The sequence below is a fragment of the Senegalimassilia faecalis genome, from assembly GCF_004135645.1.
Lineage (GTDB): Bacteria > Actinomycetota > Coriobacteriia > Coriobacteriales > Eggerthellaceae > Senegalimassilia > Senegalimassilia faecalis.
In genome coordinates, this window is the sequence record NZ_SDPW01000001.1 from 92709 (window position 1) to 109230 (window position 16522).

At 58.5% G+C, this 16522-nt stretch carries 17 protein-coding genes; 13 read left to right on the forward strand and 4 right to left on the reverse strand.

Going from position 1 to position 16522, the window contains the following annotated elements:
• Nucleotides 1–3 precede the first annotated feature (3 nt).
• The 12 genes from ET524_RS00390 (at nucleotide 4) to gluQRS (ending at nucleotide 12439) form a co-directional block, all read left to right on the forward strand.
• Nucleotides 4–360, forward strand: a complete 357-nt coding sequence (locus tag ET524_RS00390) for a 4Fe-4S dicluster domain-containing protein (RefSeq protein WP_129422856.1) — start codon at nucleotides 4–6, stop codon at nucleotides 358–360.
• A 137-nt stretch (nucleotides 361–497) separates the two neighbouring features.
• The gene (locus ET524_RS00395) at nucleotides 498–1139 is read left to right on the forward strand and encodes a CDP-alcohol phosphatidyltransferase family protein (RefSeq protein WP_129422857.1); all 642 of its coding nucleotides are present in this window, start codon (nucleotides 498–500) and stop codon (nucleotides 1137–1139) included.
• A gap of 227 nt (nucleotides 1140–1366) precedes the next feature.
• Nucleotides 1367–3556 (forward strand): VanW family protein, encoded by a 2190-nt coding sequence (locus ET524_RS00400; RefSeq protein WP_129422858.1) that lies wholly within the window; start codon nucleotides 1367–1369, stop codon nucleotides 3554–3556.
• Between the two features lie 69 nt (nucleotides 3557–3625).
• Complete coding sequence (locus ET524_RS00405) at nucleotides 3626–4930, forward strand: phenylacetate--CoA ligase family protein (RefSeq protein ID WP_129422859.1); 1305 nt, start codon at nucleotides 3626–3628, stop codon at nucleotides 4928–4930.
• Between the two features lie 3 nt (nucleotides 4931–4933).
• Entirely contained in the window at nucleotides 4934–5362 is a 429-nt protein-coding gene (locus tag ET524_RS00410) for an ACT domain-containing protein (RefSeq protein WP_129422860.1), read from the forward strand.
• A 49-nt stretch (nucleotides 5363–5411) separates the two neighbouring features.
• Nucleotides 5412–6767 (forward strand): D-alanyl-D-alanine carboxypeptidase family protein, encoded by a 1356-nt coding sequence (locus ET524_RS00415; protein ID WP_129422861.1) that lies wholly within the window; start codon nucleotides 5412–5414, stop codon nucleotides 6765–6767.
• Nucleotides 6768–6794: 27 nt separating this feature from the next.
• Complete coding sequence (locus ET524_RS00420; RefSeq protein WP_129422862.1) at nucleotides 6795–7235, forward strand: FHA domain-containing protein; 441 nt, start codon at nucleotides 6795–6797, stop codon at nucleotides 7233–7235.
• An 80-nt stretch (nucleotides 7236–7315) separates the two neighbouring features.
• The gene (locus ET524_RS00425; protein ID WP_129422863.1) at nucleotides 7316–9058 is read left to right on the forward strand and encodes a thiamine pyrophosphate-dependent enzyme; all 1743 of its coding nucleotides are present in this window, start codon (nucleotides 7316–7318) and stop codon (nucleotides 9056–9058) included.
• Nucleotides 9059–9061: 3 nt separating this feature from the next.
• Nucleotides 9062–9649 carry an indolepyruvate oxidoreductase subunit beta gene (locus ET524_RS00430; protein ID WP_129422864.1) on the forward strand — a complete coding sequence of 196 codons (588 nt, stop codon included), beginning with the start codon at nucleotides 9062–9064 and terminating at the stop codon, nucleotides 9647–9649.
• A 6-nt stretch (nucleotides 9650–9655) separates the two neighbouring features.
• Complete coding sequence (locus tag ET524_RS00435; RefSeq protein WP_129422865.1) at nucleotides 9656–10087, forward strand: amino acid-binding protein; 432 nt, start codon at nucleotides 9656–9658, stop codon at nucleotides 10085–10087.
• 25 nt (nucleotides 10088–10112) lie between these two features.
• A complete protein-coding gene (locus ET524_RS00440; protein WP_129422866.1) occupies nucleotides 10113–11477 on the forward strand; it encodes a phenylacetate--CoA ligase family protein in 1365 nt (454 codons plus the stop codon).
• A gap of 83 nt (nucleotides 11478–11560) precedes the next feature.
• Nucleotides 11561–12439: a tRNA glutamyl-Q(34) synthetase GluQRS gene (gene gluQRS, locus ET524_RS00445; RefSeq protein WP_236648219.1), complete on the forward strand. Its 879-nt coding sequence runs from the start codon at nucleotides 11561–11563 to the stop codon at nucleotides 12437–12439.
• Between the two features lie 18 nt (nucleotides 12440–12457).
• Here the strand turns inward: gluQRS and ET524_RS00450 are convergent, their stop codons facing one another.
• Genes ET524_RS00450 through ET524_RS00460 form a run of 3 tightly spaced genes read right to left on the reverse strand, consistent with a single transcriptional unit; the run spans nucleotide 12458 to nucleotide 15079 of the window.
• Nucleotides 12458–12901, reverse strand: coding sequence for a hypothetical protein (locus ET524_RS00450; RefSeq protein WP_129422868.1), 444 nt, complete (start codon nucleotides 12899–12901; stop codon nucleotides 12458–12460).
• Nucleotides 12902–12946: 45 nt separating this feature from the next.
• Complete coding sequence (locus tag ET524_RS00455; protein ID WP_201738577.1) at nucleotides 12947–13894, reverse strand: prenyltransferase; 948 nt, start codon at nucleotides 13892–13894, stop codon at nucleotides 12947–12949.
• 6 nt (nucleotides 13895–13900) lie between these two features.
• On the reverse strand, nucleotides 13901–15079 hold the full coding sequence (locus tag ET524_RS00460) for an Mbeg1-like protein (RefSeq protein WP_129422869.1): 1179 nt from the start codon (nucleotides 15077–15079) through the stop codon (nucleotides 13901–13903).
• Nucleotides 15080–15120: 41 nt separating this feature from the next.
• Here ET524_RS00460 and ET524_RS00465 point away from each other — a divergent pair, with 41 nt between their 5' ends.
• Nucleotides 15121–15552 (forward strand): acyl-CoA thioesterase, encoded by a 432-nt coding sequence (locus tag ET524_RS00465; protein WP_129422870.1) that lies wholly within the window; start codon nucleotides 15121–15123, stop codon nucleotides 15550–15552.
• A 279-nt stretch (nucleotides 15553–15831) separates the two neighbouring features.
• On the opposite strand, the gene ET524_RS00470 is transcribed toward ET524_RS00465, so the two are convergent.
• Nucleotides 15832–16413 carry a hypothetical protein gene (locus ET524_RS00470; protein ID WP_129422871.1) on the reverse strand — a complete coding sequence of 194 codons (582 nt, stop codon included), beginning with the start codon at nucleotides 16411–16413 and terminating at the stop codon, nucleotides 15832–15834.
• Between the last annotated feature and the right edge of the window lie 109 nt (nucleotides 16414–16522).

Below are 16522 nucleotides of genomic sequence, written 5' to 3' on the forward strand. Positions count from 1 at the left end.
GGCATGGGCGGATTCAAACTTGGAAAGATGACGTTCGGGTCGCTGTTCAAAAAGCCCGAAACGGTGCTGTACCCGGTGCAGAAAAAAGAGCCGCCGCGCGGGTTAAAAGGCCATGTGGTGGTGGACGTTGACACGTGCATCCTGTGCAGCCTGTGCCAGAAGCGCTGCCCCTGCGGCGCCATCGAGGTGGACAAGAAGGCACGCAAGTGGACGATCGACCACTTCCGCTGCGTGCAATGCGCCAGCTGCGTATACGAGTGCCCGAAGGGGTCGCTGACCATGGAGCCCACGTACGCCGCCGTTTCGCGGAGCAAAAGCGTGCACGTGTTCGAGGTGCCCGAGCGGCCGAAAACGGCGTAAAAACGTGTAGATGGGCAGCAATAGGTTGCTTAACCGTAACGTTTTATCGCGGGCTGAGTTACTATAATCTGGTAGCAGATTGCAGGCGGGGCGCTGCGGCGCCCCGCCTTTATGTAAGGCCATGGGGTAGGGAACGCATGTCAGCGAAAAACAACGAGCAGGTAACCGATCGCATTTTCACCATTCCGAACGTTATATCTTTTATCCGGCTGTGCATGGTGCCCGTGTACCTGGTGCTGCTGCTCAACGGATACGATTTGCTGGCCACGTTCATGTTCGCGCTGGCCGCTTGCACCGACTGGATCGACGGACAGGTGGCGCGCCGCACGCACTGCGTGTCGAAGCTCGGCCAGCTGCTTGACCCGGCCGTCGACCGCATCCTGATGATCTGCGGCGTGGTCGGCCTGCTTTTGGTGGGTCGCTTGCCCGCTTGGATTGTTGTGGTGGTGCTCGGCCGCGATTTGCTGATGCTTATCGGCGGTGCGTACCTGCTCAAGCGCTATAAGCAGCGCGTTGCCGTCATCTATCCGGGCAAGGTTGCCACCACGTTTCTGTTCGTCGGGTTCGCGGGCCTGCTGCTGAACATGCCGCTTATCGGCGGCCTGGGCTGGGTCTACGTCGCGTGGCTGCCCGGCTTCAACGGCGTTGCGTGCTCGTGGGGCATCTGGTTCGTGTACGCCGGCTTGCTTTTGGGCCTGTGCACCACCACGTACTACGTGCTGGCGGGTTACCGCAAAATGCAGAAGGCGAAGCGTCTTGAGGCGAAAGGTCGTCTGTAGTGGCTGGTGATCAGGGGCAGGTGCCTCCGGCGCGCAAACAGCCTACGCGTCGGGTCGGCGAAACGCGCTCGCGCCAAAGCTCATCTGCGGGCCGGCCTTCGCACGGCCAGCACTCTCGAACAAACGATTCAGCATCTGCCCGCTTGAATAGGCAAGCGGGCTCTTCGCGTTCTGGACGCTCTTATGAGCGTGGCGCGTCAACACGTGGCGTTTCCCAAGGTCAAAGGGTGCAAGGACGCGCGCAGCATGCTGGCGCTCGCAACCAGCCGTCCGCTCGCGGAAGGCAGCGCGACAAGGCGGCTGCTCCACAAGCTCGCCAGCGTTCTGGCCGTCAACAAGTTACCGGCACCGAAAACGCCGGGTTTCGACAGCCCGAGCTGTGGGTGAAGGACGACGCTAAACGGCGCTCAGCGCGCAGCCGCAATCACCAATCATCGTCTCGCTCGTCGGCGGGGGCGTCTGCTGCGGTAGGAACTTTGCGCTCCATCGGCTTTGCCGTGCTAGGTTTCCTGGCTTCGCTTATGCGTCTTGTCGGCAAAGGGTTTGCCTCGCTGGTTCGCAAAAGCCGCGTGGCGGGCGTTGTCGTGGTTGTTGCGTGCTTGCTTGCGGTCGGCGTGGGCGTGGATGGCTGCACCACGGCCGGCCGCGTCTATCAGGGCGTGCATGTGGGTTGCGTTGATGCGTCGGGAATGACGCGCGATGAAATCATTTCAGCTGTTGATGACGCGTATACGCAACCGCTTCGTGCGGCAAGCGTCACCGTCTTCGCATCGGACGAAGCCGCGGCTCAAACGGCCGAAGCGGCTTCTCAGCAGGATCAGCAGGACGCCGCCCTGGCCGAGCAGATGGCCGTCGACGAGGCGAAGGCTTCGAAGCAGGCGTGGGTTGCCGATGGGGCAGGCCTTGGCGTTGCCATCGATGCCGAGGGCCTTGCTGACGCCGCCCTTGCCGTCGGTCGCGACTCCGGCGGCGCGCTGTCGCGTCTTGGCGCGCAGTTTTTCGGGACGGACATTTCCGTAACGCCTACGTTCAACGATCAGCTTGTCGATGCGTTCGCAGCCGAAATAGATGCGGCCATCGGACAGCCGCATGCCGACTACGACATAGCCGTTTCGGGCGGCGTTGCTTACGTGCAGTCTGGCCATGACGGTTGGGAAGTGAATCGCTCGTCGCTGTGCGACCAGCTTGCTCCTCTTCTGCTGCAAGGCGGCGGTCAGATGGTGGCCCACACCGATTATGCTCCGCTGCGCATTACCGAGCGGGACGCCACGCAAGTCGCCCAGGCGGTCACCTCCGCGCTTGCCGGAGGTGCCGAGTTCGACTTCGAGGGAACGGCGTGGGAAGCTTCGGCATCGGAAGTGGGCGCGTGGGTTGCAACCACCATCGAGGGCGAGGGCGATTCGTGGCATCTGCGCCCCTATATCGACAGCGATCTTGCTAAGTCTTCTATGCTCTCCGGCATTCGGCAGTCTTCGGGCAACGCGCTTTCCGGTGTGTCGTTTTCTGCTGCCCAGGACGGGACGGTGACGGTGAGGACAAGCGGCTCGGGTTCGTTGCCGCTGGTGTCGGACGCCGCTTCGGCCTTGACCTCGGCGCTGTTCGGCTCCGGCAGCGACATCGAGCCAGCGCAATCTACGCCGAAGGTTGATGTTGCTTCTACTGCCATGCCTGCGGAACTGTCTCTTGATGATGCGCTTGCCTGCGGCGTCGTCGGGCCTATCGGTACGTACACCACGCAGTTCACGACGGGTGCCGGCACGGAAAACCGCAACCACAACATCGCGTTGGTCTCTCAGCTGCTCGACAACTCGATTTGCGCTGCGGGCCAGACGTGGTCGTACAACGACACCACCGGCAACTGCGATGAAGGAAAGGGCTTTTTAGGCGCCGGCGCCATCATCGACGGCGAATACACCGATTCGGTGGGCGGCGGCATCTGCCAGGTTGCCACCACGGTGTTCAACGCCGTGTACGAGTCGGGCCTGCCCGTCAAAGAGCGGCACAACCATTCGCTTTACATCGCCAGCTATCCGCAGGGGCGCGATGCGGCTGTCAGCTATCCTGAACTTGACCTTGTGTGGCAAAACGATACCGCCAACGATGTTTTGGTAAAGGTCTCGTGCTCAGAAGGGTCCGTAACCGCTACACTGTATGGAGTCGATTCCGGTTATCAGGTATCCACCGAAACCGGTCAATGGGAGAAGGGCAAGACGCATTCGTCTACCACGAAGGTCGACGATACGCTGGCCCCGGGTATCAGCTACGTGAAAACGCGCGGCACCGATGGTTCCACCATCGAGGTCACGCGCACGGTCAAAGATGCCGCTGGCAACATCGTGCGGCAAGACCTGTTCGCTTCTGTGTACGACCCGGTGAACGAAGTGGTGGTCAAGGGGCCGGACACGGCGGCGGGGTAACTTCATATCTAAGCGGCGATACGTTTTACCGCAAGCCAGGCGCCGCGCACAAAGAAAGGTAAGAGAAAGGTGTACTTCCAGCCGGAAATTGAGACGATGCCACGTGAGGAGCTGCGCGACCTGCAGCTTGAGCGCATGAAATGGTGCGTACAGTACGCATACGACAACGTTCCTTTCTACCAGAAGACGTTTAAGGAAGCCGGCGTCGAGCCGGGCGACCTGAAAACGCTCGAAGGCATCACGAAGTTCCCCTTTGTCCTGAAGCAGGACATGCGCGACAACTATCCCGACGGCCTGTTCGCCGTGCCGCGCAGCAAAGTTGCCCGCATCCACGCCTCTTCTGGCACCACCGGCCAGGCAACGGTTGTCGGCTCTACCGCCAACGATCTGAAGCATTGGGGCGAGTGCTTTGCGCGCGGCCTTGCCATCTGCGATTGCGATGAGAACTCTACCATGCAGGTCTCTTACGGTTATGGCCTGTTCACGGGTGGTCTGGGCGCGCACTATGGCGGAGAAACCGCCGGCTGCGCCGTCGTCCCCACCTCTTCTGGCAACACGAAGCGCCAGATCCAGATGCTTAAGGACATGGACGTCGACGTGCTGTGCTGCACGCCTTCTTACGCTCTGCTTATTGCCGATACGTGCATCGAGATGGGCATGAACCCCGCCACCGATCTGAAGCTGCACGCCGGCATCTTCGGCGCCGAGCCCTGCAGCCAGGGCATGCGCGAGGAAATCGCCGAGAAGCTGGGCATCCAGTATTGCGACGTGTACGGCCTGTCCGAAGTCATGGGCCCGGGCGTGGCGTTCGAGTGCAAGGAAATGAGCGGCCTGCACCTGGCCGAGGACCATTTCTTCGCCGAGATCATCGACCCACAAACGCTTCAGCCGGTTCCCGACGGCCAGTACGGCGAGCTGGTGTTCACCACGCTGACGCGCGAATGCTGCCCGCTGGTGCGCTACCGGACGCGCGACATCACGCGCATCATCTCCGAGCCGTGCGCCTGCGGCCGCACGCACCGCAAGATCGGCAAGATCATCGGCCGCTCCGACGACATGCTCATCCTGCGCGGCGTCAACGTGTTCCCGTCGCAGATCGAGCAGGTTATCACCGGCTTCCCCGAGATTGCCACGCAGTATCAGATCGTCCTCACCACGCGCGGCCCGCTCGACCACGTCGAGCTGCGCGTCGAGACCGTGCCCGAGTTCCCGTTCGACGAGATTCGCAAGCTTGAAGACCTCAAGAAGCGCCTGGCCGCCGAGTTGAAGAGCAACCTGCAGATTGCCGTGGACATCAAGCTTGTTGAGCCGAAGTCCATCGAGCGCAGCGAGGGCAAGGCAAAGCGCATCATCGACCTGCGAAAGGAGCAGTAGGCCATGATTTCCCAGCTGACTATTTTCCTTGAGAACGAAAAGGGCCGCTTGGCCGCCGCCACGCGTGCGGTGGCCGTTGCCGGCAGCAACATGCACGCGCTGTATCTGGCCGACACCGAGGACTTCGGCGTGGCCCGCATGCTGTGCGACAAGCCCGAGGCTACGGCCGAAGCGCTGCGCGGCGCTGGTTGGCGCGCAGCCGTCACGCCGGTGCTCGGCGTGCGCGTGCCCGACGTTCCGGGCGGTTTGGCGAAGCTGCTCGAGTTTTTGGACGAGCAGAACGTCAACGTTGAATACGGCTACTGCATGTCCGTCGAAGGCGGTCACGCGGTCGATGTGTTGAAGGTGGCTGGTGACGACGAGGTCGAGCGCAAGCTCGCCGACGCCGGGTTCGAGCCGGTTGCTCCGGAGGATCTCTACGTTGTCGACTAGCTTTCCCTTTCATAGGCAGGCTTGCAAGCACGCACGCGCACTCGCGTGCGTGCTTGTGTTCGTGCTTGCATGCACGCCGGTGCTTGGCTGGCCTGCGGCGGCTCACGCTGATGTGCGCAAAGCCGATACCGTATACGGTGAAACGGTGGATGCACGCGGCCTGGCCGTTGCGCAGTCCCCGAACATCGATGCCGAGCGTGCCATTGTCGTAGATGCCGATGGCACCGTGTATTTCGAGCGCAATGCCGATGAGGCAGCTAACATCGCGTCGGTCACGAAGATCATGACAGCAGCGGTTACGCTTGATGCCGTTGATGCGGGCTTGGTGTCGCTTGACACGAAAGTGACGGTGTCGGCCGATGCCGCCGAGGTGGGCGAGTCGTCGGCCGGCCTGCAAGAAGGCGACGTCATGACGCTGGAAACGGCGCTGAAGGCGCTGCTGGTACCTTCGGGAAACGATGGCGCCATTGCGCTGGCCGAAACCGTTGGCGCTGCGCTGCAGACTTCGGGGCAGGCAAGCGGAAACTCTGCGGTGGATGCTTTCGTTGCGCAGATGAACGCTACGGCCGCAAAGGTCGGATGCACGAACACGGTGTACGAGAATCCGCACGGTCTTGATTTCGACCAGTATGCGGGAAACCTGCACAGCACCGCTGCAGACCAGGCGAAAGTCGTTGCGTACGCCATGCGCAATCAAACGTTTCGGTCTATTGTCGGCGGTGGTTCCACCACCATCACGGTAACGCGCAGCGGCGCTGCGGCCGATGTGTTCCTGGAAACCACCGACGGATTCTTCGATATCAACGATAATGCCATCGGCGTGAAAACGGGCTATACCGAAAAGGCCGGCGCGTGCTTTGCCGGCGCGGTGAACAAAGATGGCGAAGAGCTGTACGCCATCGTGCTGGACTCGTCTTCGGAAAGCCAGCGCTTCTTCGATGCCGATGAGCTGTGCGAATGGGTGTTCGATCACAAGCAAACGTACCAGCTGGCCCACAGCGATCAGTCTGCGCAGATGAACGGCGCGTCGGTGCCGTTGGTGGCGCAGGTTGCTCACGCCGACTGGATCGACCGCACCATCCCGGCCACGTTTGCCGACCCTGCGGCCGCCGTCGAGGTGTTCGACCTTAACGGCAACGTCAGCCAGTCGGTCACGTTCGACAACGTTACGGGCGACGTACATGCGGGCGACAAGGTGGGTACCGTCACGTTCAAGCAGCGCAACCAGGTTGTTGCCACGCAAGATCTGGTGGCGTGCAAGGATGTGCCTGCGCCAAGCGTGTTCGAATCCATCGGCATCGCGTTCGATCGCTTCATGCGCGGTTTCTCTGGCGCGGATACGGTTGCCACATCGCAGCTGCTCAACACCACGCCGCTTATCGTTGACAAGACTTCTGCCGTTTAACTGCAAACACGAAAAAGGAGATTCACCATGGCGAATGTGTGCCCTGTTTGCAACAACCCTATCGATCCGCAGGACGCGGCCTGCCCGCAGTGCGGCTTCAAGCTGCAAGGCTCTACGCAGCGTTTCACGCCGCTTACCTTCGGCGAAGACGCGCTTATGTCCACAGCGAAAACGAAGCCCACGGCGGTGCTGCACGTGGTGCGCGGGCCACAGACGGGCGTGTCGTTCAAGCTGGGGGACAAGCGTCTGACCATCGGACGCAGTCCTCAGTGCGATATTTTCCTGAATGATATGACGGTGTCGCGTATGCACGCCTCCGTGTATCCGTGCGATTCGGGCTACGAGATTTCCGATGAGGCGTCGTTTAACGGCGTGTGGGTGAACAACAACAGCGTCGACACGTATCTGCTTGCCGACGGCGATGTCGTACAGATTGGCGCATTCTGCCTGGTTTATAAAGAGGAGTAACCGAGCTATTTGAGTTTTAGGCTTTAGGAGCGAATAGAGCAGGGGAAGACGGGGCGCTTTCCCCGAAAGACGGGAGCACTATGGAGCTGTTATCTGGCAACGAAGCAATCGCGCAAGGCGCGTGGGAGGCGGGGTGCCGCATCGGCGTGGCATACCCCGGCACGCCTTCCACCGAAACGCTTGAGACGTTTGCGAAGAAAGACGGCGTGTACGCCGAGTGGTGCATCAACGAGAAAGTGGCCGTGGAGGTGGGCGTAGGCGCTAGCGCCGCCGGCGCGCGCGTGCTTGCAACCATGAAGCACGTCGGTGTGAACGTGGCTGCCGACCCGCTGTTCACCACGTCGTATACCGGCGTTGGCGGCGGATTCGTCATTCTGGCGGCCGACGACCCGGGCATGTACTCGTCGCAGGACGAGCAGGACTCGCATTACTATGCGCTGTCTGCGCACATCCCCATGCTGGATCCGTCGGACTCCGCTGAGGCGCTTGCGTTCACGCGCGATGCGTTCGACTTGTCCGAGCAGTTCGACACCCCGTTCTTCATCCGCTCTTCTGTGCGCGTGTCGCATACGCGCACACCTGTTGAGTGCGGCCAGCGCGTCGAGCACGACCTGGTGCCTTACGAGACGAACCCGGCGAAGTGGGTCATGATGCCGGCGTTCGCCAAGCCGCGCCGCAAGGTGCAGCTTGCTCGCTTGGAGCAGCTTGAGCAGTGGGTTGAGACGTGCCCGTACAACAAGGTGGAGCGCAAGGGTACCTCCATTGGCGTCGTGTGCGCGGGTGCGTGCTATCAGCATGTACTTGAGGCGCTCCCCGAGGCGTCCGTATTCAAGCTGGGCGTTTCCTACCCGCTGCCGAAAGAGGCGCTGCGAGATTTCGCGTCCGAAGTCGATGCGGTCTACGTGGTGGAAGAGGCTTCCACGTACCTTACCGACGCGGTGCGCGCGCTGGGCATCGACGTGGCGAACTTCCCCTGCGGTCTGCCGCGCGATGGCGAGATGTCGCCGGGCCTGATCCGCGCCGCGTTCGGCGTTGAGGCACCTGCGCACCAGGCTGCGCCCGACGACCTTCCCGGCCGTCCGCCCGCGCTGTGCGCCGGATGCCCGCATCGCTTGGTGTTCAAGGAGCTTTCGCGCATGAAGGCCGTGGTCACGGGCGATATCGGATGCTATACGCTTGGCGCGCTGCCGCCGCTTTCGGCCATGGACACCACCATCGACATGGGCGCTTCCGTTTCCATGTCCCACGGCTTCGAGCTTGCGTGGGCCGGTACGGAGCATCGTCCCATCGTGGCCGTCATCGGCGACTCCACGTTCGCTCATTCGGGTTTGTCGGCGCTTATCAGCACCGTGTACAACAAGGGCGCCGGCACGGTGTGCGTGCTCGACAACCGCACCACGGCCATGACTGGTCGTCAGGGTAACCCGTTTAACGGCGAAACGCTGCAGCACCGCCCGTCGCGCGAGCTTGACATGGAAGGCGTCATCCGCGCCATCGGCGTTGAGGACGTGCGCACCGTCGACCCGAACGACATGAAGGCCGTTCGCCTGGCGCTGCGCGAGGCCACGCGCTCCGATGAGCTGTCCGTCATCGTGTTCCGCAGCCCCTGCGTGCTGATCGACCGCATCAAGAAGCCTGTTTACGTGGTTGCCGATACGTGCACCGCGTGCGGCGTGTGCTCCACGCTTGGCTGCCCGGCCATCGCCACGCGCGAGGAAGACGGGCATGCCATCATCGACGACACGCAGTGCATCGGCTGCGGCCACTGCGCCCAGTACTGCGCGTTCAAAAGCATCGTTTCCACGGCCAAGGAAGGGGAGTAAGCCATGTCGAGCGCTACCACCGTTTTGTTGTGCGGCGTCGGCGGACAGGGTACCGTCCTTGCCGCTGACCTGCTTGCCCGCACCGCGCTTGCATCGGGCTACGACGTGAAGGTTTCCGAGATCCACGGCATGTCGCAGCGCGGCGGCGCCGTTACCACCGTCGTGCGTTTCGGCACCGAGCCTGTTGCCACCATGGTGGCCGATGCAGGCTGCGCCGATTGCGTCGTGTCGTTCGAGACCACCGAGGCGCTGCGTAACCTGCCGTTTGTGCGCGAGGGCGGCTATCTGCTGGTTGCTGACGAGGCTATCAAGCCGCTACCGGTGCTTACCGGCAAAGCTTCCATGCCTGCCAACGCGCGCGAGAAGCTTGAAGCTGCGGGCGCCACGCTTATCCCTGCGGGCCCCATTGCGGCCGAGGTGGCCACGGCGAAATCCGTGAACGTCGTGCTGCTTGGCGCGCTTGCCACGCGCCTGGACTTCTCCGAGGAAGTGTGGGAGCAGGTCATCTCGCAGCGCGTTCCGCAGAAAACCATCGAGGCGAACATGCGCGCATTCCGTGCGGGCTATGAGTTCGCGAAGAAGGAGGCGTAAGTCCCCATGAGCGTCGAGCAGATCAGCGTGTTCGTTGAAAGCAAGCCGGGCCATTTGGCACGCGTCATCGATGGCTTCACGCAGGCGAACGTCAGCGTGCGCGGATACAGCGCTTCCGATACCGGCGATTACGGCATCGTGCGCTTCGTGGTGGACGACCCCGACAAGGCGCTTGGGGTGCTGCGCGATATGAACTGCGCTGCCACGAAAACGCCGGTGCTGTGCCTGCGCCTCGAGGACAAGCCCGGCGAGCTGGCGCGCGTTATGGGCGTGCTGTCCGCGTGCAACATCAACGTCAAATACAGCTATTCGCTCATCTCCACGTATATTTGCCTGTACGTGAAAGACCTTGAGCGCGCCGAGCAGCTGCTTGCCGAGCAGCCGGTCGAGCTGCTTGCTCAAGAGGATTTGAAGAACATGAGCGCTGACGTCGCCTAACGCGCGGCAGGAAAGAGTTTTGACGATGATCGATATTTCGAAAAAGGGTGCGGCCCTTGCCGCTGCCGCTGCGGGCAGGTTCGATGAGCTGCCCATCCACAACCCGGATGTTGAGTGCTGCTCTCGCGAGCGCATCCGCGCTATTCAGCTGGAGAAGCTCATCGCGCAGGTTGAATGGACCTACGAGCGCGTCGAGTGGTATCGCAACCAGATGGACGAGATGGGCGTGAAGCCCAGCGACATCAAAACGCTCGAGGATGTTCGCAAGCTGCCGTTTACGGACAAAAGCGCCCTGCGCAAGACGTTCCCGTACGGAATGTTCGCCGTTCCGCTTGAAGAGGTTGTCGAGCTGCACGCCTCTTCGGGCACCACGGGCAAGCCGATCGTCGTTGGCTACAACCGTCACGATATGGATGTGTGGAACGACTGCATCATGCGCCTGGTGCAGATGGCTGGCGTCGTGCCTACCGATCGTGTGCAGATGGCATTCGGCTATGGCATGTTCACCGGCGGCTTCGGCCTGCATTACGGCCTGCAGCGCCTTGGCTGCATGATGATTCCCGCTGGTTCGGGCAACACCGAGCGTCAGATTCAGATGATTCAGGATTACGGCTCAACCGTGCTGGTGGCCACGCCGTCTTACGCGCTGCACGTGTGCGAAGTGGGCGAGCAGATGGGCTTCGATTGGGAGAAGTCCACGCTGCGCGTCGGCCTGTTCGGCGGCGAACCGTGTCCGCAGGCCCTGAAGGCTGAGATTGAATCCCGCATGCATATCGTGTGCACCGACAATTACGGCCTTACAGAAGTCATGGGCCCGGGCGTGTCGGGCGAGTGCCTGGCATCGCGCGACATGCAGCACATTGCCGAGGACCACTTCCTGTGGGAGGTCGTCGACCCGAACACGGGCGAACCGGTGCCCGAGGGAGAAATGGGCGAGCTGGTGCTCACGCCGCTTGACAAGCAAGCTATCCCCGTGCTGCGCTATCGCACGCACGACCTCACGCGCGTCATCACGGAGCCGTGTGCGTGCGGCCGCACGTCGGCGCGCATGCAGAAGGTTCGTTCTCGCTGCGACGACATGCTCATCATCCGCGGTACGAACGTCTTCCCCAGCCAGGTGGAGGACGTGCTGTCCGGTATCGAGGGCGTCACGCCTCATTACCGTATCGTTGTGGATAACGAGACCGGTCTTGACCGTATGGTCGTGCATGTGGAGCTGAAGCCTGAGGCGTTTAGCGATTCGTTTGAGGAGATGGATGCGTTCCGCAAGCACATTGAGAAGGAACTCAAAAGCGTTATGCTGGTTGCTTCGAAGGTGAAGCTTGTCGAGCCTGGTGGCATCGAGCGTTCCGTCGGTAAAACGAAGCATGTAGAGGACCTGCGCAAGTAATGGCTTGTCCTTCCGAAATAGTCTGTAAGGCACCTGCGAACCGTCCCGTTGTGGGGCGGTTCGCTCCGTCTCCTACCGGCCGCATGCATGCCGGCAACATTTTTGCGGCGCTGATGGCGTGGCTGGTGGCGAAGTCCCAAGACGGTAGCATCGTGTTGCGCATTGAAGACCTGGATAGGGAGCGTTCGAAGGCGTGCTATGTCGATGCCGTGCAGCGCGATTTCGAAGCCTTGGGCCTTACCTGGGACAAGGGCCCGTATTTTCAGCATGATAGGGACGAGGCGTATCGAGAGGCGTTTCGTCTGCTTCAGAATAAAGGGTTGGTATACCCGTGCTTTTGCTCGCGGGCGGATTTGCACGCAGCATCGGCGCCACATCGCGGTGAGAAGTTTGTTTATCCCGGAACATGCAAGAATCTAACGGACGAACAACGCAAAGAACGCGCTTTGACGCGAAAGCCGGCGCAACGGTTGATCGTTCCGGATACCGTGTATGCATTTACCGATTTGGTGCAGGGGGACTATCGGCAGAATCTTGCTACCGAGTGTGGTGACTTTCTTGTTCAGCGCTCCGACCAGGCATTTGCCTATCAGCTTGCCGTGGTGGTCGATGACGCGGCTCAAGGCGTGACTTCCGTTGTTCGGGGCGTTGACTTGCTGTGCTCAACGCCGCAACAGTTGTATCTTCAGGACGTGCTTGGCCTTGAACACCCCGAGTATGCCCATATCCCTCTGGTCGTTGCCGAGACGAATCGTCGCTTGTCGAAGCGCGATCACGATGCCGCTATCGATGAGCTGCTTGCTCGCTTTGGTTCGCCTGAAGCCGTTATCGGGCACATTGCAGGTATTACCGGCATTGCAGCAACGTGTGAACCTGCAACACCGGAACAGCTGCTTAATGGTTTCTCTCTGGCATCGTTGCCGCACATGTTTGCAGACAAGGTTCAGATTGCTTGGCGTTAGACCTCGGTCCTGCCTTCGCTAGAAGAGCAGCGACAGCACGGTCAGTAGAATCACCAGCACAAGCACGTAGGTTGAAATACGGACGTTGCTTGATTTGAACTTGGCTTTGGGGTCTTTCGTGGTGCCCAGTTTCGTGAACAAACGCACCGTCAGAACCAAGAACGCAATCATGGCCACATCGCAACCGATCGAGAAGATTTGCGACATCGGCGGTACGTTCAGCGATCGGCCAATCTCGAAGAACAGCAAGCATACGTCAGCCGCGAAAAATGCAAACGTTACAGTTGCTGCTAGTTTACCCAGCAGTTGAGCAGTGTGCTCTTGTTGCTGCTTCTCGAAGTTCTTCGAATCGTCGAACTTGAAAACTAACGATAGGTAGCTGCCGCGAAGCAATTGCATGCCAATGATGGCCGAAGCACAACCAAGCCCCACCGCTACAAATATACGAAGTAGTTCAATCATGACGTCCCCTTACCTTGACTCCCTTAACGGTATCCCCTGGTGCCTCTACAGCATAATCGCTGCATTGCTGGCGAAAATCGCTGCAGTATACCATGCGCCCAATGCGATGTTGACACAGCAAACTTGCGACATGGCAGCTTGCCTGCTTTGCGGTGCAAGCGGATTAGCCAGCAGCGCTTTCAGCATAGGATATGCGGACAGAATCATGAAGGGAAGGGCAATAACCCCTTTGGTGAAATAGAATGCAACAAGTACTACGATGGCAATTATCCAGGTATATAGCACTGCGTGGTATGCCCTGCGTGCTTTTTCGCGCCCGAGCACTACCGATAAGGTGTGACGGTTTGCGTCGATATCCTTCTCGATGTCGCAAGTGTTGTTCGTGAACATAATGAGGCCCACGCCCAAGATTTCCGGAAGTGCCCATAGAAGTGCCACGGGAGTAAGGCTGCCGGAAAGCACGTAGTAGCACGCCAACGGGATAAGACCGCCCATCACCATGCCGCTTACAACTTCGCCGATAGGCAGATATGAGATGGGTGTTTTGCCGGCGGAGTACAACACCACGAACACAGCGCCGATGATGCCAATGATAAGAGGAATAATACCCGCCTGCCAAATGACGTAGATTCCCAGGGCAAAAGCAGTGATCAAAAGCCCAACGGCAAGCGCAAGTGCAGATCGTGGGTTCACGTTGTTGTAAAGCAATACAGCGTCTGATGGGTCGACGTCGTCATCGATAGAATCGGCGCCCTTCACGTAGTCGTAATAATCGTTAAAGGTATTGACGGACGATTGCATAAGGATGCAGATGGCAAGCAAAACGCAGGACATGCTGAACGATACGGTGCCTCCCGTTGCGGCTGCGCAGGCAACGGCAACAGACGTAGGGAGAATAGCTGCTGGCCAGGTGTGTGGTGCAGCTAGATTGCATGCCATGGTAAGCGTGAAACGTCCGAATGATTGCTTGTCTTGATTGTTGGCGTTGGTCATGTATGGTTATCGCTTTCTTATGTCTGTTTGCCAGAGCGAGCTGCCGGCATTCTTGATACGTTCGATTGTTTGGGCTCTCAGCGTTCTGCCGAGTCCTTTGAGTGTGCTTGCAAGAAACCGCTTCGTGTCTACGTCGAGTTTTGACCCGGCTCCCATGACGGTTGCCATATTCGAGGCTAGATTTGTTTGAAATTCCGCCCAGCTGGTTGCATTTGTTTGCGTTATCAAATCGTAGATGGTTTGAATGAACCGTTCACGCTCAGCAGGCGTTTTGCTTCGTAGCCATGTGTCCAGCGCGTTGTCGAAGAACTGCGCCGATGCATTGAGGCCTTGCTGGTAGACAAAATCATCACCTTCAACCTGCCACGTGAAGGGGCGGTGCTGAAAGAGAGCGAACGCCGATGCCTGCACCACTTGGTAATCGTCACGGCGCTCCAAAATCATACCGAATGCGGATGATTCGGGAACCATCTTATGCAGCTTTTGCTCATAAGAAGCGCTCGAGCGGCGAGGGGAGGGGTCTTCCAAAAACGAGGGCCCATCGTGATCGTACACGGCAATGATTTTCTGGTACGTAGCTCCATCAGTGCACAATGCCGCATACTGGGCTAAATTGCCCCCTTTGGAGTGTCCGCCTAGTATCAATGGACAATCGGTCGCAGACGATACGCCGGAGAGGTACGCCACCGCCGATCGTTGAGACGGTATGACGGCTTTGTATGAAAGATTGAAGTCTTCCTTCCAGCCGGTAAGCGTTCCATCGGTGCCACGGAACGCAACGTAAGCTACTTCGCTATACTTTCCATAAAAGAAGAACGTTGAAGCGGAAAACTGCTTGTCTACAGCATCGGCCATTTCGTTGGTGAAAAAGGCAATGGTGACGTCGCGATAGCGACGGCTTGCGCGAAGCGCTGCGATAAACTGCGTGGTCTCATCAGCGTCTTTGAGCCAGCTTCCGCTTGTCAATTGTGTGTGATCGCAAAGTGCAAGGATATCTGCAATCAAGACGCGTTGTTCGGTATGTGCATCAAGCGTAACATTGGCGCCTGCAAACTGCTCAAGTGGGGAAGCGGTATCGAAGTTGAAATAGCACAAGGAAGAGAACACCAGCGAATCAACGGGGTTAAACGGCGATTCGGCGAATGTTCTTTGTTCGCGTTCGATATACGTTACGATTGAGTCCATACATTCCATTCTAAACGTTTTAGCTGGTTAGGGAGAGCATCATGAAAGTCTGCACGCCGATAACCATTCGTTATGCGGAAACCGACAAAATGGGCGTGGTATACCACGCTAACTACCTGCTGTATTTCGAGGACGCTCGCACGCACTTTCTTGAGGCGAACGGGTTTCCGTACAAAAAAATCGAAGATGCTGGGTACATGTCTCCTGTTGTAAGCTTTACCGCCAACTATGGCCAGCCTCTTCGTTATGGTGATGTTGCTATCGTGCGTACGTGGGTTTCGGAATCAAAGGGTACGAAAACCACGTATTCATACGAAGTATTCAAGGAAGGCGACGACTTGGAAACGGCTCGTCCTTGCTGCACCGGTTCGAGCGTGCATTGTCTCGTTTCCTCGGATACGTTCAAGCCGGTAAGCATCAAACGTGAGATGCCTGAGCTATTTGCGCTCTATGAAAAAATTTGCGAATCGTAACCTCTTTGCATAACGCTTAACTATACGCTTTGGCATAACGCCTCGGGTCTGCAGGCATTTGCTCGAGAAGACCTGTTGCAAGTTAACGTTCATTGACTAACTCTTGAGGATCCCAACGTTGAGCATGCCTTCTGTCGTTTACGGCTTCCTGCGTTTCTTGAAAAGGTTTACCGGCTGATAAGGGTGATGCAATAGCCGCAGGGTTGATGCAATAGCCGCGCATTACGCCTTTTTAGTAACGCCAGGAGCTCATAGAATTATGATATCGCGATCTGTCTGCTAGAGAAGCAGCTGAGCGAACGTCGATTTTGCTTGCTGGTCAACTTCCCATTTCTTGTCTTGTAACGAAAGCGAGATGGTAATGGGATCGTGCTGCTTGGGTTGAGCGTTTTGTAGGTAATCCAGCGAGTTCTCCGCTATGGTTTGAGAGAGCTCGTCGTCGGTGAGGTTCGTTCCCGTTCCGTTTGCTGAACTGGTTTCAGCGTCGCTCTTGAGGGTGCTTGTTGCATCTGACAAGCTTTTGCACGTGATAGTTACGGATGCTTGAGCGGTAGCTTTATTGGCTTCAATCGAGTTGATTTGATAATCGAACCCATCAAGTAGGGAGCTGCAGAATGATTTTGCATCAATATTTACGTTTTGCAGCGCCTGTTGCGTGTCTTCGGAAACGAGAGAGCTTATAAATTGATCGTCATGGCTTTTGATGGTTTCAAGCTCAGTGGTAAGGGCTTCGGTGATGCGCTCTTCATCAGACGGCCCGCATCCGTTGAGTGCGATGATGGCGCAAGAGAGCAAAGCCAGCAGGCTAACGGAGATTAGAAGGCTCTTTGCCTGCAATAGATGCATCTTGCTTGAATTCATATGAGCCTTCCTGGTTGTTAAGTACATGGTGCAGAAACGATAGAGGCATGAGCAACTAACAATCGAACCTCTGTTCGGTATTATACTGAATATTACAAAAGGTTGCAAT

Excerpts from the sequence above, each read along its gene's own strand:
- ET524_RS00440 (WP_129422866.1), top strand. The coding sequence starts at position 10,113 with ATGATCGATATTTCGAAAAAGGGTGCGGCCCTTGCCGCTGCCGCTGCG.
- ET524_RS00410 (WP_129422860.1), top strand. The coding sequence starts at position 4,934 with ATGATTTCCCAGCTGACTATTTTCCTTGAGAACGAAAAGGGCCGCTTG.
- ET524_RS00420 (WP_129422862.1), top strand. The coding sequence starts at position 6,795 with ATGGCGAATGTGTGCCCTGTTTGCAACAACCCTATCGATCCGCAGGAC.
- ET524_RS00465 (WP_129422870.1), top strand. The coding sequence starts at position 15,121 with ATGAAAGTCTGCACGCCGATAACCATTCGTTATGCGGAAACCGACAAA.
- ET524_RS00395 (WP_129422857.1), top strand. The coding sequence starts at position 498 with ATGTCAGCGAAAAACAACGAGCAGGTAACCGATCGCATTTTCACCATT.
- ET524_RS00425 (WP_129422863.1), top strand. The coding sequence starts at position 7,316 with ATGGAGCTGTTATCTGGCAACGAAGCAATCGCGCAAGGCGCGTGGGAG.
- ET524_RS00460 (WP_129422869.1), bottom strand. The coding sequence starts at position 15,079 with ATGGACTCAATCGTAACGTATATCGAACGCGAACAAAGAACATTCGCC.
- ET524_RS00430 (WP_129422864.1), top strand. The coding sequence starts at position 9,062 with ATGTCGAGCGCTACCACCGTTTTGTTGTGCGGCGTCGGCGGACAGGGT.
- ET524_RS00390 (WP_129422856.1), top strand. The coding sequence starts at position 4 with ATGGGCGGATTCAAACTTGGAAAGATGACGTTCGGGTCGCTGTTCAAA.
- gluQRS (WP_236648219.1), top strand. The coding sequence starts at position 11,561 with ATGCATGCCGGCAACATTTTTGCGGCGCTGATGGCGTGGCTGGTGGCG.
- ET524_RS00435 (WP_129422865.1), top strand. The coding sequence starts at position 9,656 with ATGAGCGTCGAGCAGATCAGCGTGTTCGTTGAAAGCAAGCCGGGCCAT.
- ET524_RS00450 (WP_129422868.1), bottom strand. The coding sequence starts at position 12,901 with ATGATTGAACTACTTCGTATATTTGTAGCGGTGGGGCTTGGTTGTGCT.
- ET524_RS00455 (WP_201738577.1), bottom strand. The coding sequence starts at position 13,894 with ATGACCAACGCCAACAATCAAGACAAGCAATCATTCGGACGTTTCACG.
- ET524_RS00470 (WP_129422871.1), bottom strand. The coding sequence starts at position 16,413 with ATGAATTCAAGCAAGATGCATCTATTGCAGGCAAAGAGCCTTCTAATC.